The following is a 22,297-nucleotide window of genomic DNA, read 5'->3' as shown; positions in this document are numbered from 1 at the left end:
TGTACCTCAAGGCGGTCAGCCAATCGCACGCAGATGCGCAGCGAAACGTTGCGCCAGCCAACTGGCCACCGGCCCCAGCGCTTCGTCACGGCGCCACAGCAATTCCACCACCAGTGCCGGTGGCACCCAGTCGCTGCGCAGCTCCACCATTCGGCCCAGATACGCGGGGTATTGCACCACATGGCGGGGTAACCAGGCCCAGCCCAAGCCCCGCATCAGCCATTCGGCCATGGCGTAGAAGCTGTCTGCGCGCCAGGCCTGCGGGCTGATCTGCTCGCCGCCGGCGTAGCTGCTGCGCGGCATCGCCATCAGTAACTGGCGGTGCCGGGCCAGTTCACGGCGGGTGACGCTGGCGACACCCGCCAGCGGGTGGCCCACCGGGCACACGGTTACCATCTCCACGCTGCCCACGGCGCGACGCTCCAGCGCCTGGGGCATGCGCTCGTGGCTGAAAGCCAGGCCCAGGTCGGCCTCCCGTGCAAGCAACCGGGCCACCACGGCGCCTTGAGCGGCACTCGCCAGTTGCACCTCGATAAGCGGATGGCGCTCGGCAAGCTCGGCCAGGCTGTCGAGCACTGGCTGGTAGGGCATCGCCTCGTCGTGCGCCAGGCACAGCCTGGGCTCCTGGCCGCGCAACAATGCTGCTGCGCGGCCATCAAGGCGTTCGCTCTGGCGGAGCAATTCCCGCGCCTCCTCCAGCAGATTGGCCCCGGCCTCTGTGAGCTGCGGCTGGCGGCCACTGCTGCGCTCGAACAACAGCACCCCGAGGTTATCCTCAAGTGCCGCGACCGCCCCACTGATTGCCGATTGCGCTTTACGCCTGTCTCGAGCGACCGCCGAGAACGAGCGCTGCGCGGCCACGGCGACGAACAATTCGATCTGCTCGAGCGTCCAACGAAGTGCCATAACCTATCTCCAAACCAGATAGGTAATGACTTTACCCCATCTGAGTTCAGCCGGAAAATTCGCTCATTCACTGGCCCACATCGGAGGGTTATGCCATGACTGCCTACTACTACCTGGTTATCGCCATCTGCGCCGAAGTGATCGCCACCTTGTCGATGAAGGCCGTCAAAGGCCTGAGCACACCGCTGCCCCTGTTGCTGATGGTGCTGGGCTACGGCACCGCATTCTTCATGCTGACCCTGGTGATGCGGCAGATCCCGGTGGGCCTGACCTATGCGATCTGGTCTGGGCTGGGGATCGTGCTGGTCAGCGTCGCGGCAGTGTTCGTGTATGGCCAGAAGCTCGACCTGCCGGCCATCGCAGGCATGGGCTTGATCGTCAGCGGGGTGCTGGTCATTCAGCTGTTCTCGCAATCCTCCGGGCACTAGGTTGATATACTGGCGCCTTTGCCCTTCTCGAGGAGCCCCCATGGCCGAGGTTGTTTCCACAGACGTGCTGATCGTGGGCGCGGGTATCGCCGGGCTCTGGCTCAACGCCCGCCTGCGCCGCGCCGGCTATTCGACCGTGCTGGTGGAAAACGCCACCTTGGGTGGCGGCCAGAGCCTGAAATCCCAGGGCATCATCCATGGTGGCACCAAATACGCTTTGCACGGCGCCCTCACCGGCGCCTCCGAGGCCATTGCCGACATGCCACGGCGCTGGCGCGAGGCCTTGGCAGGCGATGGCGAGCTGGACCTCTCCCCCGTGCGGCTGCTGTCGAGCGCCCACTACCTGTGGTCGCCAGGCACGCTGGCCGGCAACCTCACCAGTTTTTTCGCGAGCAAGGCGGTGCGCGGCCGGGTCGACGCCGTCAAAGGCGAGCAACTGCCACCCGCGCTTCAGCATCCCAAGTTCAAAGGCAAGGTCTATCGCCTGGCCGAGTTGGTGGTCGACACCCCCAGCCTGATCGCCCGCCTGGCCGAGCTGGGCGCGGGCAGCCTGCTGCGAGGCGACCAGGTCACCGCGTTGCATGAAGGCGGTGACCTGGTCGGCCTGGCGGTCGATGGCCGTAACATTCGCGCGCAACGCATCGTGCTCAGTGCCGGGGGCGGTACCGCCCACCTGCTCGCGGCGCTGGGGGTCAAGGAGCCGGCCATGCAGCGCCGGCCATTGCACATGGTGTTGGCCAAAGGTACTGCGCTCAAGCCGCTGTATGCACACTGCCTGGGCGGTGGGCCCAAGCCGCGCGTCACAGTGACCACGCACCCGGCCGCCGATGGCCAATGGGTCTGGTACCTGGGGGGCGATATCGCTGAAGGCGACGCGGTAGGCCGCACCCCCGAGCAACAAATCGCCGCCGCCCAACGCGAGCTCGCCGACCTCATGCCCTGGCTTGATCAGAGCGGCCTGCATTGGGCCACGCTGCGCGTCGACCGCGCCGAGCCCGCACAATCAGGGCTGGTACGCCCCGACAACGCCTTTCTTGCGGATCAAGGCAGGCTGCTGGTGGGCTGGCCCACCAAGCTGGCGTTGGCGCCGGACTTCTCAGACCGCGTGTTCGCCGCGCTCGAACGCGACCACATCCGGCCGCAACCCCACCCTGCCCTGCCAGCCCTGCCAGCACCTGCCTTGGGCCAGGCCCCCTGGGAGACCCTGCTGCCATGAGCCTACCGACACTGCACGCGCACCATCGCCCTCTGGGCCTTGGCGGCCCTCTGGTTTCGCCTTTGGGTTTGGGCACGGTCAAATTCGGGCGCGATCAAGGCGTCAAGTACCCCAGCGGCTTCACTATTCCCACCGATGAAGAAGCGCGCATGCTGCTACGCCAGGCTCGTGACCTGGGCATCAACCTGCTCGACACGGCCCCGGCCTATGGTGTGAGCGAGGAGCGCCTGGGCCCGCTGCTTCGCGGCCAGCGCGATGAATGGGTGATCGTCAGCAAGGTGGGTGAGGAATTCACTGCCGGCCAGTCCAGCTTCGACTTCAGCGCCGCCCACACGCGGCTTTCGGTGGAACGCAGCCTCAAACGCCTGGAGACCGACCGCATCGATCTGGTCCTGGTGCACTCCAATGGCGAGGATATGCGCATCCTGCAAGACGAAGGCGTTTACGACACGCTGGCCGAGCTCAAGCGCGAGGGCAAGCTGCTGGGCTTCGGGTTTTCCGGCAAAACCGTGGAAGGTGGGTTGCTTGCCTTGGAACGCGGCGACTGCGCCATGGTCACCTACAATCTGAACGAACGCACGGAGCGCCCGGTGATCGACCACGCCCTGTCACATGGCAAGGGCATTCTGGTGAAGAAAGCGCTGGCCAGCGGGCACGCCTGCCTGGCCGGGCAAGACCCTGTCCGCGCCAGCTTCCAGTTGCTGTTTGGCGAGCCGGGGGTCACCAGTGCTATCGTCGGGACCATCAACCCCGTGCACCTGGCACACAATGTGGCTACGGCCGCCGCCGTGATTGCCGGCCGATGATCGCCCGCGGCCCGGCGCCCTGACCAAGGACCCTGTATGCCGCAAACGCTGATCCGCAAGAACCCAGGCAATTTCAAGACCCTGCCGCTGTTCGTGGAGGCCACACCCCAGGCGCTGGCCTACCAGAGCGTGGGCATGCCCCAGAATTTCACGCAAACCCTCGAGCGCCGCCAGCCCATCGCCGTCGACGACCCCGAGCAGTTTTCCATCGAGCTGGCCAACCTGGGCGTTTCGGTACGCCTCACCCTTGCCTGGCAGGGCCGCGACTACTGGGTGCTGGTGCGCCAGCGCCGCGAGGACCGTGGCGATGTGGTGCTCAAGCTGATTTCCGGCTATGTGCCAGCCCATGAGCTGAACCTGCCGCTGCACACGGCCGTTCAGGAAGTGGCTGAAGAGTGCCTGCTCGAAACGCCCGGCGGTTGGCTCAATGGGCGCTTCAAGGAAACCTGGCTACCGGACGCCTACGGCGGTGCCCTGAAGTACCGCGAAACCCCGACCTTCGACCTGATCCCTAAGGCCGGGGCCGCGCGCACGGTGCTCTGCGGCGCCCAAGCGTTGATCGAGCAGCCAAGGGCCTACGTGCACCTGCCCACTGCATCGCTGCAGCTGGTTTATGACCTGCGCCTGGAAGTGCCCAAGGAAGCCAAGGGCCTTAGCCTGTACCACGTGGACGAACGGTTGGAAAACGACCAGCTGGTGGCCCGCCTGAGCCGCAAGCGCCCTGACCTCTATCTGATACCGCTGGACGGGGGAAAGCCCCTGCCGGAGCTTTACACCTTGCGCAAGGGCGAACTCCACGCCGCGCCCACCCGCGGGCTGTTCTTGGCGGAAAGCTTCGCGAGCCAGGAAGGCTGGGTGGTGCGCGAGGAGCGGGTGAAATGGAAAGACTGGCTGCACCGCCAGGGGCTTGAAGTGCCGGCAGTGCGCAGGAGTGGGCTGAAAAAAGTCGCGACCAAAGCCAGGGCGTTGATCAGGCTGGCGCGGCACAAGCTGTAGCCCCGCCACCTGGCAAGCCGCTCAGCGGCTGCGGATCTTCTCGACGATGGCGGTGGTGGAGCTGTTTTCCACAAGCCCCAGCACACGCACTTCGCCGCCGTAGGCTTTGACGATGTCGGCACCGACCACCTGGTCGATGCCGTAGTCGCCGCCTTTGACCAGTACGTCGGGGCGCACCTGCTCCAGCAATTTCTCAGGGGTGCCTTCGGCGAAGCTGATCACCCAGTCGACCGCCCCGAGCCCAGCCAGCACGGCCATGCGCCGGTCAACGCTGTTGATCGGCCGCCCCGGCCCTTTCAGGCGGCTGACCGAAGCGTCGTCGTTGACGGCCACGATCAGGCGGTCGCCCTGGGCCGCGGCCTGTTCCAGGTAGGTCACATGGCCGGCATGCAGGATATCGAAGCAGCCATTGGTGAAGACGATCTTCTCCCCATGGGCCCGGGCGTCTTCGATAGCCAGTTGCAGTTGCTCAAGGGTGAGCACACCGCGCTCGGAGCCTTCGGCCCGCGAAATCGCCCGGCGCAGTTCAGGCGCACTGATCGCGGCGGTCCCCAGCTTGCCAACCACGATCCCTGCAGCCAGGTTCGCCAATGCCACTGCGTGCGGCAACTCTTCGCCGGCAGCCAGGGAAGCGGCCAACGTGGAGATGACGGTATCGCCAGCGCCGGTCACGTCGAACACTTCACGAGCACGGGCCGGCAAATGCAGCGCCTGATGGCCTGGGCGCAGCAGGGTCATGCCGTGTTCGCCACGGGTTACCAGCAGCGCACCGAGCTCAAGCTCGGCCATCAGGGTCGCGCCCTTGGTCACCAGCTCCGCCTCATCGGCGCAGCGGCCGACAATAGCCTCGAACTCACTGAGGTTGGGCGTGATCAGGCTCGCACCACGGTAGATGGAGAAGTCTTTGCCCTTGGGGTCGGCGAGCACCGGTATGCTGCGCGCGCGGGCGGCCTGGATGAGCTGCTGATGATTCTTCAGTGCCCCCTTGCCGTAGTCGGACAGCACCAGCACCTTGACGCCGTCGAGCAGTGCATCGACCTCAGCACTGAGGTGTACCGGGTCGGTGGCAAAAGGCTCTTCGAAGTCGATACGCAGCAATTGCTGGTGGCGGCTCATCACCCGCAGCTTGACGATGGTGGGCTGGTGGGCGATGCGCTGGAAGCCGGTACGCACGCCCGCAGCCTTCAGGCTGGCGGCCAGGCTTTCGGCGGCTTCGTCCTCACCGGTAACGCCCACCAGGGCGGCAGGTGCGCCGAGGGCCGCGATGTTGAGCGCGACGTTGGCGGCACCGCCAGGGCGGTCTTCGATCTGCTCGACCCTCACCACCGGCACGGGGGCCTCGGGCGAAATGCGCGAGGTGCCGCCGTGCCAGTAGCGGTCGAGCATCACATCGCCAACCACCAGGACCGGGGCCCGCTCGAAACGCGGCATCGACAACTTCATGGACCAACCCATCTACAGAATGAACAGGGCGTGGATATTAGCACAGCCCGGCCGGCGGCCCGACAGCCCCCTCAACCTGCAAGCAAGGCCTGGGTGAGCCGTTGCGTACAGTGCTCAAGTGACGCCTGCGTGGTATCGATTACGTAATCTGCTACCGGCGGCGCTTCGTAGGGGCTGTCGACCCCTGTGAACTGGCGTACCCGACCTTCCCGGGCCGCCCGATAAAGGCCCTTTGGATCTCTGCGGGCACACTCCTTGAGCGACGTGCTCACGTGCACGAGAAAAAACGTTTGATCGTCGAACAGTGCCCGGGCAGCCTGCCGGTCCGCCTCGAACGGCGAGATGGCCGCGACGATGACGATCAGCCCAGCGTCGACCATCAGGCGGGCCACCTCAGCCATGCGGCGAATGTTCTCGCGGCGCTCCTCGGGGCTCATGCCCAGGTCCTGGCAAAGCCCCGCTCGCACGTTATCGCCGTCGAGCACGAAGGTATGGCGGCCGCGGCTGAGCAGCGCTGCTTCCAAATGGGCAGCGAGGGTAGACTTGCCCGCGCCTGAATACCCCGTCAGCCAGATGCAGCGGCCTCGCTGCCCCTTGAGGGCTGCGCGCTGCCACGGCTGCACGGCCAGGCTGAAGGGGTGGATGAAACCGGCTTGTGAGAGGTCATTCATAGCCCAGCAACTCGTAGTCACGGCGATAGACCCGGCGAATCCGCTCGCGTGTTCTGATGCTGGCTACGTCACGGGCACTGGGCACTTCGCGCCTTGGCGAAACGTTGCGCATGGGCAGTGAAGCGCTTAACCCCAGTTGCCGGCAGACACTGGCGAAGTCTTGCTCCAGGGTTTCATGGCGGCCGATGAAGTCCATGGCCAGGCGGCCCAGGCCATCGACCAGAAAGCGCGTCTGCGGCGCAAAATGCACCTGCCGCTGCACGTTCTCTTCGGTCAGCCACCCCATTACGAATTCATCGAAGCAGCCGAATGCATTGACCAGAGCACGGGCTGGCCCGTCGCGCTCGGGCAGGTCAGCGCCCTGCAGGAAGGCATAGGCTGAATAGGCGCGCTCCAGCGGGTCACGTACGAATGCGAACTTGAAGGCCTCGGCGTACTGGGCCGGGAACTGCGCCTCATACCAGTACAAAGGCAGATGGCCCGGGCACCAATCATCGAACAGCGCTGCGCAGACGCTGTTGCCAGCGCACTTGGGCACATGGATGAAGAGGCAGCGCCGTTCGGCGAAGGCGGCAGGAAAACGAATATTGCCTGACATCGCACGGTTCACGACCTGGCGGTCGATGACCGGCATTCGATGAAGCAGGAAAGTACGCTGCGCCTTGGGCAGCAGCTTCCATACGAAGCGTTGCAGCATCGCAGTGTCCTCGGTTCGTTGTGGAACCGGGACACTACCAAAGCCGTTATTACCTTACTGTGCAGCGGTGGTATCCACTGCGTGCAGAAGCAGTTACAAATAAAGGCAATTTGCTATTTCAACTGGCCGGTTCGCTGTCAGGATCATCCAGCCCCATGGCGTGCAAGCGTGTGTAATAGCCATTCATCGCGAGCAATTGAGTGTGTGTACCTCGCTCGACGATGCGGCCCTGGTCCATCACCAGGATCAGGTCGGCCTTTTCGATGGTGGACAGCCGATGCGCGATCACTAGGGTGGTGCGCCCTTTCATCACGTGGTCCAACGCCGCCTGGATATGCCGTTCGGACTCGGTGTCCAGCGCCGAAGTGGCTTCGTCGAGAATGAGCAGCGGCGCGTTTTTGAGCAGTGCACGGGCGATCGCCAGGCGCTGGCGCTGGCCACCGGAGAGCAGCACGCCGTTCTCGCCCACGGGGGTATCGAAGCCCTGCGGCAACTGGTCGATGAAGCCCTTGGCGAAGGCCGCCTCGGCTGCCGCCTCGACGGCTTCGCGGGAGGCATCGGCCAAATCGCCATAAGCAATGTTACGCGCCACGGTATCGCTGAACAGCGTGACCTGCTGGGTCACCTGGGCGATGTGCCGGCGCAGGTTGAGCAGCGTGTAGTCCTGCACATCGACGCCATCGAGCAGGATCTGCCCATCGCCATGCTGGTAGAACCGCGGGATCAACGCCGCCAGGGTAGATTTACCGCTACCCGAACGCCCCACCAGCGCGACCATCTGCCCTGGCTCGGCGACAAAGTTGATGTCGTGCAGCACCGGCTTTTGGGTGCCTGGGTAGGTGAAGTCCAGCCCCCGCACTTCCAGCCGGCCGCTGACGCTCTCGCGGGCCACGCTGCCATGGTCGACTTCCTGGGGCTCGTCGAGTTGCTCGAAGATGCTCTCTGCACCGGCCACGCCGCGCTGCACCGTGGAGCTGACTTCCGACAACTGGCGAATCGGCTTGGGCAACAGGCCAGCCAGGGTGATGTAGGCGACCAGGTCGCCTGCAGAAGCATCGCCACGCATGTACAACACCAGGAACATCAGCACGGCCATGGCGCTGTAGATCACCAGCTGCAGCATCGGCGTATAGATGGCGCCGGTGCGGGTCATGCGCAATTGTTTGTCGGTGTTGCTCTGGCTGGCAGCATCGAAACGCTCGCGTTCGTAGGTTTCACCGCCGAAGCTGCGCACCACGCGATACCCCTGGATGGTTTCCGAGGCCACATGTGTAACGTCCCCCATGGCCACCTGGATTTTCTTGCTCTGCTTGCGGAAGGTTCGGCTGGCGCGGGTCACCATGAAACCGATCAGCGGCAGGATGGCAACCATCACCAGTGTCAGGCGCCAGTTCATCAGCAACAGCGAGCCGAACAGGAACAGCACGGTCATGCCTTCGCGGATCACTACCTTGATCGCGTCGGTGGCGGCACCGGTGACCATGGTCACGTTGAAGGTGATGCGCGAGATCAGGTGCCCGGAGTTGTTGCGGTCGAAATAACGGTTGGGCAGGGTCAGCAGGTTGTTGAACAACTGCACCCGCAGGTCGTGCACCAGGCCCAGGGAAACCTTGGCCAGGAAGTAGTTGCCCAGGTAGGAGCCTACGCCTTGCCAGGCTGCGATCACCACGATGAGCAGCGGCACTGCCTGCAACAGTTGAAGGTCGCGCAGGATCGGTACACTGGGAAAGAGCCTGGCGTTGGGATCGGAAAGGCCGTCGACGAAATATTTCAGCACGTAGCCCAGCATTGGCTGGGTCGAAGCGAAGATGAGGAAGCCTACGATGCTGAGCAGGAACAGGCCGATATACGGCCGGACATAACCTAGCAACCTGAAATAGATCTTCAGGCTCGAAGGGCTGGCGCTGGCTGGGCTTTCGGACATGGAGTGGGCAACTGCTCGCGTGGGGAAATGGCGCACTTTAACACAGCACAGGTCGGTTGAACGTGGCAGTGCGGGCGCCATACCGTTAACATCGCGCCTCCGCACAGGGCCACAGGATATCGCTCGACACATGCCAGCCACTCAGCCGCGGGTCTATGCAGACCGCACTTTCGATACGATCACGCAGTGGATCTTGCCCTTCGGGCTGTTCGCCTTTCTTTGCGGCATGTTCATTTTGCCGGGGCGCGGGCCGTTACAGACCTTGTATTACCTGCTTCTAGCCGTGCCCACGCTCGCGGCCTTGTTGCTGCGCCCCCGCGAGTTGCTGGCAACACTGCGCGAGCCAATCGTCCTGTTGGTGCTGGCACTTGCCCTGTGGGCGATTGCAAGCGTTGGCTGGAGCGACACCGATGACAGCGTGTGGGGCCTGGCCAAGCGGCCGCTGATCATGCTGCTGCTGTTCCCTGCCCTGGCCTTGATCGCTCGGCACCGCCTGGAGGCCCTGCCGGCGGTGCTGAGCGTGGCAGCACCGGTGACGACCCTGGCTACCGGGGTGTTCCTGGTCAGTTACATTGCACATTACCCCGCCGATACGCGCCTGGTGGGGGGTGGGGCGTTCGACAACCCGCTGCTCAGTGCCCACCTTTTCGGTTTCTTCTGCGTCTATTGGCTGCATCGGGGCCTGGGGGAGCGCAACCTGCCCAGCATCGCTCTTTGTGTGCTGGGCGCTCTGATCACCTTCGCTGCGGTACTGGCCACAGGGTCGCGCACCCCCTTGGTAGCCCTTTCGCTAGCGGTCACCTGGCTGGCGCTCGTCAAGCGCGACAAGCGCAGCATCGGGCTGCTGCTGGCAGGGTTGATAGCGGGCGCACTGGTCTTTCTGATGTTTCATCAGGAATTACTGAGCCGCGGCAGCTCCTATCGATTCGATATCTGGAAGATCGTGGCAGGCCTTATCGCCGAGCACCCGTGGATCGGCCACGGCTATGACGCGGCACTGCAAATCGACGTCAATATCGGCTTCATGCTCGCAGAGCCGCACAACTTCGCGCTGGGAGCTTTGTTCTATCTGGGCATCATTGGCTTCATACCCTGGGCGGGCATGCAGTTGGTGGCCTTGTGGCGAGGCCTGCAATTGCGCCACCAGCCCCTGGTGGTACTGGCCACTACCTGGGTGGTCTTCGGTATCGGCAGCGGGCTGACCGAAGGCGGCGGCGTGTTCTCCCGCCCCAATGAACACTGGTATTTGCTTTGGTTGCCGCTGGCATGGGTAGCAGCGGTCAGTATCGCCCACCGCGGGCGCGGGCTGCCGATCGTCCAGCCGAGCGTGCCCTCGGCCAGCGATCGCCAGGCGATCAAGGCGGGCAAGGTGATCGAGGCTGACGGCCTTGGCGCCAAGGTGGTTCAACTGGCCGATGGCAGCTTCGTCAAGCTGTTCCGGGCGCGGGGCGTGTTTACCAGCAACAGCTTCTACCCACTGGCCCAGCGCTTCGCCGACAACTGCTTCTACCTGAACCAGCGCGGTATCAGCGCCCCGACGGTGCTGGCGCTGTGGGATATGGGCGGGGGTGCCGCAGCGGTTCGCTACCGCCCGCTGCCTGGCCAGACAGTGCGCCAGGCGCACGCTGGCACAGCAGACGCGGCAGCCCTGGCCCATGGCTTCGGCGCTTTCATGGCCCAGGTGCACGAGCTGGGCATCTACTTTCGCTCCATGCACCTGGGCAACGTGTTGATCGACGCGCAACAGCGCTTTGCCTTGATCGATGTGGCCGACATGCGCCTGCTCCCGTCTCCGATCAGGGCGAGGTTGCGCCAGCGCAACCTCAAACACATCCACCGCTACCCCGAAGACGCACACTGGCTACTGACGACCGAAGCCGAGGCCTTCAGGGCAGGCTATGCCAGCAAGGCAGGGGGCAAGGCGGCAGCCCAGCTGGCGCTGCCGGCAGCCTGATCAGTGCGCCTCACGCGGCAGCACGTAACGCACCAGGCCACGGACGGTCTTGCGGTTCCAGCGCTTGAAGGGAATCTGCGCCAGCAGTTCACGGGCGAATGCCCGGTCACGGCTTGATACCTTCAAGAACATCGAATTGAGAAACCGGTACTTCACGTACTCGTACTGCGGGTGGTCGCTGAACAATGCGTAGCTGCGCAGGATGGCATCTGTCATGAACCGCAGGTTCTTGTAGGAGTTGGTGGCGTGCTTGCGGTAGCGCGCCATCAGCACGTTGAGCCCGTCGATGTAGTACCCGGCACGGGTGATCTTCAGCTCGATCAGCAAATCTTCCAGGCGGATGCGGGGGTCGAAACCTCCCACCGCCTCGAGCGCTTCACGGCGAATCAGCAAGGTCGGCGCCGGCGGATAGGGCTTGCGCTCCATGAACATGTCGTCGAAATCCAGCCGGCGAAAGGGCACATCGCGGTTCTGGCGCTTTTCAGGGTACAGGTTACCCTCGGCATCGATCAGCTCGATGTTGCCGCAGCAGATCCCGACTTCCGGCTTGCCGTCCATATGGGCAACCTGCGCACTGATGCGCCCGGGCAACATGACGTCATCCGAGCCGAAGGGGGCGATCAGCGAGCCTCTGCAGCGGGAAACCGCACTGTTGAGGGTGTTGGTCAGGCCCTGGTTTTCCTGCACGCGAAAGTCGAACCCATGCTCGGCCTGAAGGCGTTCGATGCGCTGCACACTGTCGTCGGTAGAGCCGTCGTCGATCACCAGCAGCTCGATATTGGGGTAGTCCTGGGCGAGGACGCTACGGATGCTTTCCTCTATGTACGGGCCGTGGTTGTAGGAAGCGATGATCACGCTGACCAAGGGTTGGGCGTCAGCCATTGGGGCACTCCTGTGCGAGGCTATGTTCGATGAAATCCAGGTAGGCCCGGCGAAACGGTTCTATGGCGTGATGCTGGCAAAGGTAGGCGAAGGTTTCGGCGCCCTTGGCACGCAATTGATCGTCCGGCAGCGCCAGGTAGGTATCCAGCGCCTCGACCAGGCTGTCGACATCACCTGGGGTGACCGCGATGCCCCCCGCACCTTCGATCAACGGCAGCATGGCCGGCACGTTGGAGGCGATCACCGGCAGCTCGCCGCTCATGCCTTCGAGCAGTGCCAGGCCCAGCCCTTCGGCCAGCGATGGCATGGTCCACAGGTCGAAGGCGCGCACGTATTGCAGCGCGTCGGCATGAAAACCGAGCAAATGAGCACGCCCGGCAAGCCCGAGTTCGGCAATCTGCCGCTGCAGGTTGGCCTGTTCGCGCCCAGCACCGATGATGGCCAGCTCCACATTGGGGTAGCGGTCTTTCAAGCGGGCGAAGGCTTGCAGCAGGAACGTATGGCCCTTGACCGGCACCAGCCGCCCCAGGGCGCCGATCAGGCGGGCATCCTGGCGCAGCCCCAGGGCCGTACGGGCGGCCTGGCGCTCCAGCTGCAGGCCCCTGGCCTGCTCGATGTCGATGGCATTGGTGATCGCCACGGTATTGCCAGCGGTGAAACCGCACTCAAGCCCGAGCAGGTAGTCGCGCACCGCTGGCGACACACCGATGAAACGCCAGTGCCGATCGATGCTTCTGTGCGCCTGGCGCCGACGGTAGGCCCGGTCGTACTCGCCAAAGCCATGAACGATACCGATGCACAGCGGAATCTTCAGCCAGCGATTGAGCTGCATCATCATGTTCACTGGTTTGAACCGGTTGCAGATGACCGCGTCGAACCCTTCTGCCTTGCAGAATTGGTACAGGCGCCACAACGCGCCCAGCCGGCGGATGCCTTTGAGCGCGGTCTCGCTCATGTCGAAATAGACGCTGTGGGCCGCTCGGCTCACAGGCTCGCTCGGGGCGGGGCGGCCGCGCAGAAACGCCTGTGTCACCTCATAGCGCTCAGCCGGCAGCGCCTTGACGATCTGTTCGGACAGGTCCGCGAAGTCATGGCGCTTGATGTTGTAGTCAGGGTGCAGCTGTAAAATCTTGAAGGGTTTGCTCATGGCTCTCCAGGGTGGAACCCCTCGGCATCGATGGCCCAATGGCCACTGGCTGCGATCACGGACAAAGCAGGCCCGCCCTGCGGCACCTGCTGGCGCCACTCGTTGCGCTTCCAGCAGGCAAAATGAAAGTAGGGATAAAGCAGATCGTCCCGATCGTTGCTGATTTTGCCGTGGCGCCAATACCAGCGGCGCGGGAATTGCTCGGTGCCGTCACGCCATTGTATGCAGCCATTGGGCGTAGTGTAGGCCTCCATGAACAGGCTGGCCCTGCGCAGCGGATTGAACAGCCCCACCAGTTTGAACAGCGGTTTGGGGAAGTTCTTGCGCCACATGAACAGGCGGCTGAAGGCGCCCTCGTCCATCGCGTGATGCTGCTGATCGCTCAGGCGCTGCTGCCACTGCTTCATGCGCATGAACAGCTGCCGGTAGCGTGGGGTGTTGCGCAGCACGCACAGGTGCCCGGCTACACGCCGGGCGTGGGTGGTGAGCACGTCGTAGCGCTGCAGCCGCGCGTCGCTGAGCCAGGCGCGCAAATCGCCATATACCAGGTCCAGATCGCCGAAAGCCCAGAAATCGTAACCCTGCAGGTCGGCCTCGTGGATATGGCCCAGGGCAGGCTTGATGTCGCACAGCTTATAGGGGTTGGCCGGCGCGAAGGCAATGCCCATCCGCTCGGCAGCGTGCGCGCAATAGTCACGATAACTTATCGTGCGCACCCGAACGTTGGTGGGCAGGGCCTCGGGCACGCGGCAGTCGCTGAACAGCAACCAGTCGATATCCGGGTTGGCACGGCAACTCTGGAGGAAGAACGGCATCCAGAATGGCCAGGCGCCAAAGTACGGGATCAGAAACAGAATTCGGGGGCGGTTCACAGTGGCCTCACACCTCGGGGCCGCGGCCGGCCGGGCCTGGTTCGAGCCCTTGGACCCAGAACAACTCGTGACGCCGAACCGCCTTGCGGAAAAATTCGTTCTCACCATAGCGGGGCCATTCCCGGCCCGCCAACAGCCGTTGCAACCAGCGGCGCATGCGGCGCTTGGCCGGCAGCGGTGGTTGAAGGTCGTGCATCATGCCCAAGGCCATAGCCTTTTGCCACTGCTGCTCAGGGGAGACCTGCACCACCCACGGCCGCCTCGGCTGGCTCGCATCGAAATGCGGAGGCAGCGCAACGCCGTCGCCGCCGTTGCCCATCGGCCAACGGTCATTGTCGTGCAGGTGGTTGGCATACCCCAGCAACAGCGGCGCCTGGCCGGTGGCCTCCAGAGCCTGCGCCGTAGCCTGGCGAGCGGCGATGTGGTCAGGGTGAGGGTCCAGGCCCGCATCGGGCAGCACGATCGCGTCGGGGCGAACACGCTCGAAAAGCTCGATCAGGTCACCCACCAGGTTCGCCCACGTCGGTGCGCCATCGCTGTCGGTGCGCAGGCTCACCTGGTTGAAGCGCCGAAACGGGCGCACATCGGCAAGCTCGGCAGCCCGAGAGGCAATGGGGGTATCAGGCTGTTCGCGCATCGCAGGCAGTTGCAGGCAGAAGTAGCCCAACTGCACGCAACGCTCGGCAGGCACGCCGGCCCAGAGGGGCACGGCCAGGCTATCCCAAGCTCGCAATTGGCCCTTGAGCCGGCTGGCCTGAGCCTTCGCAAGGCCCATCTGCTCATAATGCTCTGCTTCGATTTCGCCAGCCGTGAGGGTGACGATCCAGCTTTCGCGCGCCTGGCTGTAAAGCTCGAAGGCCGCCAGCTCGGCATCGTCGGCATGGGGTGCGATCACCAGCACCCGGCCCAAGGCGCCGGCAGGAGGGCTGAATGCCAGAAGAGTAGCCTCTGGCGCCAGGCGGCAATGCCGGGCCTGCAGAGCCAGCCCCTCGGCCAGGTTCGCTCCGGTGAGGTTGAGGTAGCGCAGGCCGCGCACGCCCCGCTCGAATGTCTGGCGGTCATGGCCGGCAGCGACCCAGGGGTCGAGGAAGCGACCCAGCCACGTACTGCGCAGCCGAACCTGCAGCACCAACGTATCCCCCTGCTCTATCGCGGCATCCGCCGGCAGCGCCAGGCGCCCGCCCGCCACGCTCACAGCCCACTGCCGCTGGGTAGGCAGCGCATACTGGTAGTCCTGTGCCGGGGAGTAGAACAGGTGGTCGCTGAACCACGCCTCGTGCGCCATCCACGCCAGCAGGGCACCCAGTGGGATGACCCACCAGGCCAAAAGCACGCCCATGACCACCAGCAATAGCAACCCGACGATCAAGCCAATACGTTTGTTGCGCCGGTGCCTGCGCAACAATGCCTGCTTGCGACTCATGCCTGCCAGACCTCCACCGGGTTGCACCAGCGGGCCTTGTATTCACGATCGGCCCGGCCGAACGAGAAGCGTAGCGCCTTGCCGCGGGCCCGGGCGTCTTCCCAGGCCGCCTGGGTATTGAGAAAGCTGAGCACGCTGCCTGGGCTGAACTCCCGCGTTTGAGGGTCGACGCCGCCGTTGACGTACTCGACGCTGATCCACTGGGGTGCCTCGACGCGATAGATCAGCTGCGTGGCAATCGGCTCGCCCTCAAGGAAGATCACCGAGCCGATGATGAAGGGCTGCAGCAACCCGACCACCTCGGCCATCCGCGCCGCCCCTGTGGCAGGGAACCCCCAGCGCCGGGCGAACAGGTCGCAATAAATGCGCGCCAGTTCCGCGGCGGAAAAATCACTGGCCGGGCGAACCACACCGCCGGCTTCTTCCAGCAATCGCAGCTCACGCCGCTGGTTGTAACGAAACTTCTTGGACAGTTCTTCTGGCTCGCGCGCCATCGCCAATTGCTCTGGCTGGGCCTTCAGGCCGCTGAACCGGCCCTGATTGAGGCCCGACAAGTACCGTGCCCGGTGCCGCAGGGGCGCCTGCGCTGTGTCCGAAGCAGGGAGGATGATCTCTGCATTCCCCAGGTCGAAAAGGCCCTTCTTTCCGGCCGCTTTCAGGCCCTCCTTGCTCAGGGCGAGGTGCCGCCCCCACGCCGGCAGGGCGGCGATCAGCTCGCCCCCTCGCTCGATACCCAGGTAACGTACTGGCAGGCCTGCCAGCCCGGCCAGCCGCTGCACCACCTGCGGATGTGTGGCGACACTGCCACCAAAGCGCGCCCATACCTGGGCGTAGGCGGCCTCGTCGATCGGCGCCCAGCCACGCTCGCGCCAGAGCGCCAGACGTTCAAGCATCAGGCGAGCCCCCACTGCTTGACCACTGGCAGGCGCCAGAATGCATCGGCAACCGCCTCGTCACTGAAACAGCTGGTCACCCGTTCTGCCATCGCCCGGCTCAACGCCAGGCGCTGTTCTGCATCCAACCCGGCGACCCGCACCAGCGCTTCGGCGAGCGCCTGAGCATCGCCCAGTGGAAATAGCTGGCCAACCCCCCGGACCACTTCGGGTGCACCGCCGCAGTCGGTTGCCACCAATGGCACCCCGGCACTCATGGCCTCCAGCAGCACCATGCCGAACGGCTCGTGATCGGAGCTGAGCGCGAAGGTATCGAAAGCGGAAAAATAGCGCGCCGCCTGGGCCAATTGGCCAGTAAACAGTACCCGGCCTGCAAGGCCTGCCTGCTCGGCCTGCTGCTTGAGCGCAGCCTCGAGCCGGCCTTTGCCCATGATCACCAACCTGGCATCGGCTGGCAGGCGCGGGAGCGCCAGGGCGAACCCCTGCAGCAAGGTCGCTTGGTCTTTGTCTGGATGCAAGCGGCCGACATTGCCGATTACCCAGGCATCACCTGGGAGGCCAAGCGCCTGGCGAGCCTCGGCACGCGGCAACAGTTGCGCTTGCCGTTCGGCGAGGTCGATGCGGTTGTACAGGGTTTCGATACGCTCAGGCGCCCAATTGGGCAAGCAGCGGCGCAGGTCGTCGCGCACCGCATCGGACACACCCAGCAACGCCAGGCGCTTACGGAAGATATTGGCGAAAAGACGCCGGCCGGCCCGCTCATAGTCACCGAAACCGTGGTGGACACCGATCACTGGCATGCGCGTACCCAGCAGCGCCACGTAGAGCGGCTTGAAGCGGTGGGCGATGCAGAACGCATACTCACGGCCTCGTAACTGTTTGCGCAGCGCCGCGATGGCGCCGAGCTTGAGCCCACGCACGGCCGCAGAGCTGAAGCCCAGAAACTGCACTTCGTCGCTCTGGCATTCATCGACCACACGCAGGTCGGGCTTGCCCGTCAGGAACACGGTCGTTACCCGATAGCCGCGCCCCCGGAACAGGCTGGCGTACTGCCGGGCACAATCGAGGAAAGGCCCGTAGTAGCTGTGGCACAGCTGCAGCACATGGCGCTTAGCCGATGCTGACATAAGGATCAGCACCTTCTTTGACCACAAGGATGTCTTCCATGATCAGGTACTGCAGGTCAGAGCCATAGAACATGTTCAAGGCGTCGGTGGGCGAGCAGATCATGGGCTCGCCGCGACGGTTGAGCGAGGTATTGAGCGACACACCATTGCCGGTCAGCGCCTCGAGCGCCTTCATCATGTCGTAATAGCGAGGGTTGAACTCACGCTTGAGCACCTGAGCCCGGGACGTGCCGTCTTCATGCACCACTTCGGGTACGCGCGTCTTCCACTCCTCGTTCACCTCGAAGGTGAAGGTCATGAACGGCGCCGGGTGGTCGACCATGATCATCTGCGGTGCCACCGTATCGAGCATCGACGGGCAGAAGGGGCGCCAGCGCTCGCGGAACTTGATCTGTTCGTTGATGCGGTCAGCCACGCCGGTCGCACTGGGGCAACCGATGATCGAGCGACCGCCCAAGGCGCGCGGCCCGAACTCCATACGCCCCTGGAACCAGGCCACCGGGTTGCCATCGACCATGATCCGGGCGATGCGCTGCGGCATGTCATCGAGCTTGCGCCACTCGGGCTTGTTGGGGTGGCGCGCACAGGCAGCGATCACATCTTCGTTGGAATACGCAGGGCCGAGATAGACGTGCTCCATCTTCTCGACGGGCACGCCGCGAGCATGGGAAACGTACGCGGCGGCGCCCACCGCAGTACCGGCGTCGCCGGAAGCAGGCTGCACGAACAGCTCCTTGACGTCGGGCCGGGCGATGATCTTCTGGTTGAGCTTGACGTTCAACGCGCAGCCGCCTGCGAACGCCAGTTTGCCGGTTTCCTTCAGGATGTCGCCCAGGTAGTGGTCGATCATCTGCAGTGCCAGCTTTTCGAACAACGCCTGCATGCTGGCGGCGTAGTGGATGTAGGGCTCGTCGGCGACATCGCCTTCACGCTTGGGCCCCAGCCATTCGATCAGCTTGGGCGAGAAGTAGAAGCCCTTGCCGTTTTCCTTGTAGCGGCGCAGGCCGATGACGTTGGCCAGTTCGGTGTTGATCACCAGCTCGCCGTTCTCGAAGCTGGCAAGGCGAGAGAAGTCGTATTTGCTGGCATCGCCGTACGGCGCCATGCCCATGACCTTGAATTCGCCATCGAGCATTTCGAAGCCCAGGAACTCGGTGATAGCGCCATAAAGGCCGCCCAGCGAATCAGGGTCGAAGAATTCCTTGATCTTGTGGATCTTGCCGTTCTCGCCGTAGCCGAAGAACGTGGTGGCGTACTCGCCTTTGCCGTCGATGCCCAGGATCGCGGTTTTTTCCTGGAAGCCCGAGCAGTGGTAGGCACTGGAAGCGTGCGCCAGGTGATGCTCGACCGGCTCGATCTTGATTTTCTTCGGATCGAAGCCCAATTGCTCCAGGCACCAGACGATCTTCTTGCGGTAGCGCTTGTAGCGGCGGTTACCCATCAGCAGCGCATCGAGCGCGCGGTCGGGCGCATACCAGTAGCGCTTGGCGTAGTGCCAGCGGGCCTTGCCGAACAGGCTGATGGGCGCGAACGGAATGGCCACGACGTCTACGTCGGACGGCTTGATGCCTGCCTGCTCCAGGCAGAACTTCGCCGATTCGTAGGGCATGCGGTTCTTCGCGTGTTTATCCCGCACGAAGCGCTCTTCTTCAGCGGCAGCGATAAGCTTGCCGTCGATGTATAGCGCAGCGGAGGGGTCGTGGCTCAGGGCGCCGGACAGGCCAAGAATCGTCAATGCCAAGGTGGGGGCCTCATCGAACTCAGATCGGTTTGAATCGAAAACGGCGGAGTATACCAGAGGATGCGGCGCGCGCCCCTAGGGGCCAGGGGCATAGCCTTAAATACCACCGGCTGATGCTTCCAGCCCCCAGGCTTTCGGGCTTTTCCATACCGACGAGCATTGCCGCCATGACGATTGCCCCCCCTTTCACACGCTTGACTGAGCTCGACACACGCCTGGGCCGCATGCTCACGGCCTCACCCACGCCGTGGAGCGTGCTGAGCGCCGATCTTGCCTCAGCCCTTTCATCATCCGCCAATGCACTGGCGCCAGATGCCATTTACCTGGGCCAGCAGCCGCTGACCCATTGGCTGGCCCTGGCGATCGCCGGCCCAAGCGACGAACCGCAAGGGCCGGTTTCGTGCATCACCGCCCAAGGCCTGATTCCCCTGACGACAGCCGACGGCCACAGTGTGATACGCCTTGCACAGCGATTCAGCCGCGACGCACGCAGCCGATGGCTCGACCGGCTGCACGCCTTCTGGAATGTGGAGCAGTATGAAGGCGAAGTTCGCTACCACTGGCTCACTCGCTGGCTGTCTCAGCAGTGGCAGGCCCAGGTGGCATTGCGGGAGCAGGGGCCAACACTGGCCGGGCCAGCCCTGCAGTTGTGCCATGCGGCCGTGACCCGCCAGCGGCCGTGGCAGGGGCTGCTCAAGCTATGGGCGCAGCGGCGGTCATGGTGGGTGACGGGCGCGGCCGTGCTGGCGGCATCCGATCCGGTCACCCACCCGATGCAGCCTGTGGTGTTGTCGACGCTGGCCTGGGGTATCGAGGCATTCGACAACTGGCCGGCACTCTACGCTGAACTGGTCGCACGCCTGGAAGATGACATACAGGGCCCTGCACTGCTTGGGGCAATGGCTCCGCTCGATGCCCAGCACAGTCTAGGCAGTGATCGGCTCGAATGTGTCGAGATCAAAGGGCCTCTGTTCGAGGCCCTGACCCGGGCTGTGATACAACGCCAACGCCACGCCGCCCAGGATGCCTGGGTGCAGGCGCAGGCCATCATGGCGAGCGACGGGCTGCTGGCTGCTGACGAGCACCTGCGCAAGCACTGCGCAATCAGGCCCCTACTCGCCCATGTCGGCCTGCGAGAAACCCACGTCACCGCGCAGCTGGTCGCCGGGATGCCCGCCTGGCTCAAGTCGCTGAGCAACGAACGAATGCTCAGGCTCAACCGCGCACTCTGTGAGCTGCAGGTTGCCACGGTGGCAGCGATGGCGCCCGAGTTGATCCCGCTCAAACGCTTTGCTGAACGCGCGGGCCTGGAAGGCTTCGCGCGCGACCAACTGGCGCGGGGCCTGCAAGCCGCGGGTGTGGAGATGCAACCGGAGCGAATTCTGGTCAGCATCACTCGCGCGCGGGCGACCGGCCCGCTGATCTCCCCGCTCAACCCGGCCGATACCGGCTCCAGCGCGGGCCGCTCGCTCGACCGGGCGGGGGCGCCGCTGGAATATGTGACGACCACGCGCAGCCTGATCGAGCTGGCCATGGACAACCTCAGCCCGCTTGACCTGGACTACCTGCTGACCGCTCGCGTACATGGCGAGCAGGGCCAAGCGATCCCTGCCTTGAGGCCAGGGGTGGTCCGCCGGCTCGTGCGCCAGGCCAATGTGGGCGGCAGCTACGTCGACTACCTCACTCACCAGCTGCGCACGGGGCCCGAAGCCCAGTGGCGCCGCGAACGTTATCAGCGCCTGCTAAAAGCGAAAATGCACTATGAAGCCCTCAAGGACGGCTACCGCGGCCACCTTGGCACAGGGGATCGAGTGCATCCCTGGGTTCAGGCGCTGCTCACCCACCCCGGCCGCCCCGACCTGCGCAGAGTCGATGGTCAGCGCATCGAGGCCTGGCAACTGATGATCCGGGAGGCCCCGGTGCACGGCGTCTACCTGGTAGGCCCGGCTCCAGACAACAACAACCGGGAAGTGCTGGTCTATGCCCCGGAAAACCCCGACCGCTGGCACTGGAAGATGTTCGAAAGCCGAGCCGCGCTGACCCGAGACTGGCTGAGCCGCGACGAAATCCGACAATACCTGTGCGCCCGTATCGCCATCGCGGAGCAGGCAGCGGTGCGAGCCCTGCTGGCATCCGAAAAGCTCTACCGGCACATCGATGCACGCCTGATCAAGGGCAACGTTTTCATCAATGGCTACCAGTCGGAAACCCGGATGATCATCGCCAATGCCGACGCCAGAACCACCAGCAATCAGGAAATCGACTTGGATACCGCCCAGCGCGTTGCGCTGACGCTCGCAGAGCTGGTGAGTTGCGTCTTGCCGGCCAAGATTGTCGGCACCCTTTCAGTGGCCCGCGCCGCCTGGTCTGCGGTGGTTTTCACTCAAAGCCTTGAGACATCGAGCACAGAGGCGCAATTGCTCAACGCGATAGAGATGTACGCTCATTTGCTCGAAGGCGCCATCACGCTTTCGAGCAACCCCCTGATGAGCAAGGTTGTGCGCAGTTTCCCCTTCAATACCGCCAGCCCGCTTCACCCCCAGTATGCCGCACCCGCCGACAGCACCCGCTTGCGCTATGAATTGAGCGGCGCGGAACGGGTGCTGGAAACACAAGTGCTGACCGGCGGCTACAGCGACTACTTCGTACGGGACGGCCACGGTAACCGGTATCACGTCCTTTTCGACGGCGAACATTGGCGGGTAGTCGATGCACGCAAACCAGACGCGCATTACAAGCCGACGATCCAGCGCAATGCTCAGGGGGTGTGGGAGATGGTGGACCTCCCCCTTTGGAAAGGCATCGTTCCAGACCTGCAGGCCCTTTGGCCCCGGCTGGCCAGCCAAGGCCCTGCCGACGTGCCCGAAGGTGAGTTATTCACCGATCAAGGGCGGCAGATGTTGAAACTGGGAGGCACGCTGTTGGAGGTTCGTCGCAGCCTCGCTGCAGGCCGTTACACCGTGGTGCATCCGACCCCGCAGCGAGAGGGAGACACGTTGACGCTGAAACTGCGACGCAAACCGGGCGGTACGGGCTGGCAGACCAAGCTCAAGCAACTGGCAATGGCCAGCGCATGGCTGGATGTCACCTGGGGCTGAACGATTTATCTACCGCCTGCGTGCAGTCGATGGCCGATTAAATCGCCAAACGCTGGCCACGAGGCCAGCGCTC

At 64.2% G+C, this 22,297-nt stretch carries 18 protein-coding genes; 6 read left to right on the top strand and 12 right to left on the bottom strand.

Annotation, left to right across the window (positions count from 1 at the left end):
* Positions 1-15: 15 nt before the first annotated feature.
* Entirely contained in the window at positions 16-906 is an 891-nt protein-coding gene (locus F474_RS11975) for a LysR family transcriptional regulator (RefSeq protein ID WP_097084619.1), read from the bottom strand.
* A gap of 95 nt (positions 907-1,001) precedes the next feature.
* Between F474_RS11975 and F474_RS11970 the strand changes: the two genes are divergently transcribed.
* Genes F474_RS11970 through F474_RS11955 form a run of 4 tightly spaced genes read left to right on the top strand, consistent with a single transcriptional unit; the run spans position 1,002 to position 4,352 of the window.
* Entirely contained in the window at positions 1,002-1,334 is a 333-nt protein-coding gene (locus tag F474_RS11970) for a multidrug efflux SMR transporter (RefSeq protein ID WP_097084618.1), read from the top strand.
* A gap of 40 nt (positions 1,335-1,374) precedes the next feature.
* On the top strand, positions 1,375-2,550 hold the full coding sequence (locus F474_RS11965) for an FAD-binding oxidoreductase (RefSeq protein WP_097084617.1): 1,176 nt from the start codon (positions 1,375-1,377) through the stop codon (positions 2,548-2,550).
* A complete protein-coding gene (locus F474_RS11960; RefSeq protein WP_097084616.1) occupies positions 2,547-3,356 on the top strand; it encodes an aldo/keto reductase in 810 nt (269 codons plus the stop codon). Before F474_RS11965 ends, F474_RS11960 begins: the two co-directional genes overlap by 4 nt.
* 36 nt (positions 3,357-3,392) lie before the next feature.
* Positions 3,393-4,352 carry a metal ABC transporter ATPase gene (locus F474_RS11955; RefSeq protein ID WP_097084615.1) on the top strand — a complete coding sequence of 320 codons (960 nt, stop codon included), beginning with the start codon at positions 3,393-3,395 and terminating at the stop codon, positions 4,350-4,352.
* A 21-nt stretch (positions 4,353-4,373) separates the two neighbouring features.
* Here the strand turns inward: F474_RS11955 and hldE are convergent, their stop codons facing one another.
* The 4 genes from hldE to msbA all read right to left on the bottom strand — a co-directional run bounded on the left by hldE (position 4,374) and on the right by msbA (position 9,087).
* Positions 4,374-5,795 (bottom strand): bifunctional D-glycero-beta-D-manno-heptose-7-phosphate kinase/D-glycero-beta-D-manno-heptose 1-phosphate adenylyltransferase HldE, encoded by a 1,422-nt coding sequence (hldE, locus tag F474_RS11950; RefSeq protein ID WP_097084614.1) that lies wholly within the window; start codon positions 5,793-5,795, stop codon positions 4,374-4,376.
* Between the two features lie 71 nt (positions 5,796-5,866).
* Positions 5,867-6,466, bottom strand: coding sequence for an adenylyl-sulfate kinase (gene cysC / locus F474_RS11945; RefSeq protein ID WP_097084613.1), 600 nt, complete (start codon positions 6,464-6,466; stop codon positions 5,867-5,869).
* Positions 6,459-7,163, bottom strand: coding sequence for a sulfotransferase family 2 domain-containing protein (locus tag F474_RS11940; RefSeq protein WP_097084612.1), 705 nt, complete (start codon positions 7,161-7,163; stop codon positions 6,459-6,461). Before F474_RS11940 ends, cysC begins: the two co-directional genes overlap by 8 nt.
* A gap of 118 nt (positions 7,164-7,281) precedes the next feature.
* The gene (gene msbA, locus F474_RS11935) at positions 7,282-9,087 is read right to left on the bottom strand and encodes a lipid A export permease/ATP-binding protein MsbA (protein WP_097084611.1); all 1,806 of its coding nucleotides are present in this window, start codon (positions 9,085-9,087) and stop codon (positions 7,282-7,284) included.
* Between the two features lie 130 nt (positions 9,088-9,217).
* Here msbA and F474_RS11930 point away from each other — a divergent pair, with 130 nt between their 5' ends.
* Complete coding sequence (locus F474_RS11930; protein ID WP_165830306.1) at positions 9,218-11,041, top strand: O-antigen ligase family protein; 1,824 nt, start codon at positions 9,218-9,220, stop codon at positions 11,039-11,041.
* Here the strand turns inward: F474_RS11930 and F474_RS11925 are convergent, their stop codons facing one another.
* The 7 genes from F474_RS11925 to F474_RS11895 form a co-directional block, all read right to left on the bottom strand.
* Positions 11,042-11,923, bottom strand: a complete 882-nt coding sequence (locus F474_RS11925; RefSeq protein ID WP_097084609.1) for a glycosyltransferase — start codon at positions 11,921-11,923, stop codon at positions 11,042-11,044. It abuts the gene before it with no gap.
* On the bottom strand, positions 11,916-13,070 hold the full coding sequence (locus F474_RS11920) for a glycosyltransferase (RefSeq protein WP_097084608.1): 1,155 nt from the start codon (positions 13,068-13,070) through the stop codon (positions 11,916-11,918). The genes F474_RS11925 and F474_RS11920 overlap by 8 nt, the downstream gene beginning before the upstream one ends.
* On the bottom strand, positions 13,067-13,885 hold the full coding sequence (locus F474_RS11915; RefSeq protein WP_097084607.1) for a DUF6625 family protein: 819 nt from the start codon (positions 13,883-13,885) through the stop codon (positions 13,067-13,069). The genes F474_RS11920 and F474_RS11915 overlap by 4 nt, the downstream gene beginning before the upstream one ends.
* A 64-nt stretch (positions 13,886-13,949) precedes the next feature.
* Entirely contained in the window at positions 13,950-15,365 is a 1,416-nt protein-coding gene (locus F474_RS11910) for a PIG-L deacetylase family protein (protein ID WP_097084606.1), read from the bottom strand.
* Positions 15,362-16,258, bottom strand: coding sequence for a GNAT family N-acetyltransferase (locus tag F474_RS11905; protein WP_097084605.1), 897 nt, complete (start codon positions 16,256-16,258; stop codon positions 15,362-15,364). The genes F474_RS11910 and F474_RS11905 overlap by 4 nt, the downstream gene beginning before the upstream one ends.
* On the bottom strand, positions 16,258-17,385 hold the full coding sequence (locus tag F474_RS11900) for a glycosyltransferase (protein WP_097084604.1): 1,128 nt from the start codon (positions 17,383-17,385) through the stop codon (positions 16,258-16,260). Before F474_RS11900 ends, F474_RS11905 begins: the two co-directional genes overlap by 1 nt.
* The gene (locus F474_RS11895) at positions 17,369-19,126 is read right to left on the bottom strand and encodes a carbamoyltransferase (protein ID WP_097084603.1); all 1,758 of its coding nucleotides are present in this window, start codon (positions 19,124-19,126) and stop codon (positions 17,369-17,371) included. The genes F474_RS11900 and F474_RS11895 overlap by 17 nt, the downstream gene beginning before the upstream one ends.
* A 167-nt stretch (positions 19,127-19,293) precedes the next feature.
* On the opposite strand from F474_RS11895, the gene F474_RS11890 reads away from it, so the two are divergent.
* Complete coding sequence (locus tag F474_RS11890; RefSeq protein WP_097084602.1) at positions 19,294-22,224, top strand: dermonecrotic toxin domain-containing protein; 2,931 nt, start codon at positions 19,294-19,296, stop codon at positions 22,222-22,224.
* Positions 22,225-22,297: the final 73 nt, after the last annotated feature.

The sequence above is a fragment of the Pseudomonas sp. URIL14HWK12:I12 genome (genome assembly GCF_003097135.1).
Classification (GTDB): Bacteria; Pseudomonadota; Gammaproteobacteria; order Pseudomonadales; family Pseudomonadaceae; genus Aquipseudomonas.
Note: the sequence above shows the minus strand (reverse complement) of the source record. Positions and strands in the feature narration are given on the sequence as shown.

What these genes read in the sequence shown, in the direction of transcription:
- F474_RS11920 (WP_097084608.1), bottom strand. Translation starts at nt 13,070, where the DNA reads ATGAGCAAACCCTTCAAGATTTTACAGCTGCACCCTGACTACAACATC.
- hldE (WP_097084614.1), bottom strand. Translation starts at nt 5,795, where the DNA reads ATGAAGTTGTCGATGCCGCGTTTCGAGCGGGCCCCGGTCCTGGTGGTT.
- F474_RS11930 (WP_165830306.1), top strand. Translation starts at nt 9,218, where the DNA reads ATGCCAGCCACTCAGCCGCGGGTCTATGCAGACCGCACTTTCGATACG.
- F474_RS11925 (WP_097084609.1), bottom strand. Translation starts at nt 11,923, where the DNA reads ATGGCTGACGCCCAACCCTTGGTCAGCGTGATCATCGCTTCCTACAAC.
- F474_RS11970 (WP_097084618.1), top strand. Translation starts at nt 1,002, where the DNA reads ATGACTGCCTACTACTACCTGGTTATCGCCATCTGCGCCGAAGTGATC.
- F474_RS11940 (WP_097084612.1), bottom strand. Translation starts at nt 7,163, where the DNA reads ATGCTGCAACGCTTCGTATGGAAGCTGCTGCCCAAGGCGCAGCGTACT.
- F474_RS11955 (WP_097084615.1), top strand. Translation starts at nt 3,393, where the DNA reads ATGCCGCAAACGCTGATCCGCAAGAACCCAGGCAATTTCAAGACCCTG.
- F474_RS11910 (WP_097084606.1), bottom strand. Translation starts at nt 15,365, where the DNA reads ATGAGTCGCAAGCAGGCATTGTTGCGCAGGCACCGGCGCAACAAACGT.
- cysC (WP_097084613.1), bottom strand. Translation starts at nt 6,466, where the DNA reads ATGAATGACCTCTCACAAGCCGGTTTCATCCACCCCTTCAGCCTGGCC.
- F474_RS11905 (WP_097084605.1), bottom strand. Translation starts at nt 16,258, where the DNA reads ATGCTTGAACGTCTGGCGCTCTGGCGCGAGCGTGGCTGGGCGCCGATC.
- F474_RS11960 (WP_097084616.1), top strand. Translation starts at nt 2,547, where the DNA reads ATGAGCCTACCGACACTGCACGCGCACCATCGCCCTCTGGGCCTTGGC.
- msbA (WP_097084611.1), bottom strand. Translation starts at nt 9,087, where the DNA reads ATGTCCGAAAGCCCAGCCAGCGCCAGCCCTTCGAGCCTGAAGATCTAT.
- F474_RS11965 (WP_097084617.1), top strand. Translation starts at nt 1,375, where the DNA reads ATGGCCGAGGTTGTTTCCACAGACGTGCTGATCGTGGGCGCGGGTATC.
- F474_RS11900 (WP_097084604.1), bottom strand. Translation starts at nt 17,385, where the DNA reads ATGTCAGCATCGGCTAAGCGCCATGTGCTGCAGCTGTGCCACAGCTAC.
- F474_RS11975 (WP_097084619.1), bottom strand. Translation starts at nt 906, where the DNA reads ATGGCACTTCGTTGGACGCTCGAGCAGATCGAATTGTTCGTCGCCGTG.
- F474_RS11890 (WP_097084602.1), top strand. Translation starts at nt 19,294, where the DNA reads ATGACGATTGCCCCCCCTTTCACACGCTTGACTGAGCTCGACACACGC.
- F474_RS11915 (WP_097084607.1), bottom strand. Translation starts at nt 13,885, where the DNA reads ATGCCGTTCTTCCTCCAGAGTTGCCGTGCCAACCCGGATATCGACTGG.